The following is a 795-nucleotide window of genomic DNA, read 5'->3' on the forward strand; positions in this document are numbered from 1 at the left end:
CGACATCGGCCTGGTCGGCATCGACCATGACGCGCTTCTGCAAAAGCCCGATCGACCCTTCGAGAATGCTCATATTCTGATCGGCGACAAAGCAGGCGATACCGGCGTCGCGCATCAGCGATTCGACGAAGGAGATGATCACGGCATCGTTGGTGCGGACAAGTTCTATCATCGTATGAAACTCGCAGTTTGCGCCATTGATGTAAACGGGCGGGGATTCTGTGGCAGAGCCTCACTCCCTCCCATGCCTGTTGACAGGCTGTCGCCGACGCCGCGCCAATTCGCCACTTGCCGTGGCTGTGTCCGCCGCCCTAGAGTCTGGATCGGGATTAAGGGTGCCGTCGCACGCGTTATAACAAGACGGGAGTGGTTGTCGTGGGTGTCGTTCTCAACATCGAAAACGGGAAGCGGGAGCCCGCCTCCATCAAGGATCTGATCGATCTGACGGCCGCCGATATGGGACGCGTCAACGAATTGATCCTGTCCAAGGCCGGCTCCGACGTCGAGATGATTCCGGAGGTCGCCAACCACCTGATCTCGTCAGGCGGCAAGCGACTGAGGCCGATGCTGACGCTCGCCGCCGCGCAGATGTTCGGCTATGCCGGCGAGGGCCATGTCAAGCTCGCCACCTCGGTCGAGTTCATGCACACCGCGACGCTTCTCCACGACGACGTCGTCGACGAAAGCGGCATGCGCCGCGGTAAGAAAACTGCCCGCATGATCTGGGGCAACCAGGCGAGCGTGCTGGTTGGCGATTTCCTGCTCGGCCAGGCCTTCCGCATGATGGTCGATGTC

The 795-nt window shown here is 60.6% G+C and carries 2 protein-coding genes; one reads left to right on the forward strand and one right to left on the reverse strand.

From position 1 onward, the window contains the following. Window positions 1–172, reverse strand: a 172-nt coding sequence (locus ACWTU8_RS31690; RefSeq protein WP_455851236.1) for a putative signal transducing protein, incomplete at its 3' end; no start/stop codon positions are given. A 203-nt stretch (window positions 173–375) separates the two neighbouring features. Between ACWTU8_RS31690 and ACWTU8_RS31695 the strand changes: the two genes are divergently transcribed. Continuing rightward, window positions 376–795, forward strand: a 420-nt coding sequence (locus ACWTU8_RS31695) for a polyprenyl synthetase family protein (RefSeq protein WP_455851235.1), incomplete at its 3' end; no start/stop codon positions are given.

The organism is Mesorhizobium sp. BHbdii (assembly GCF_053848045.1).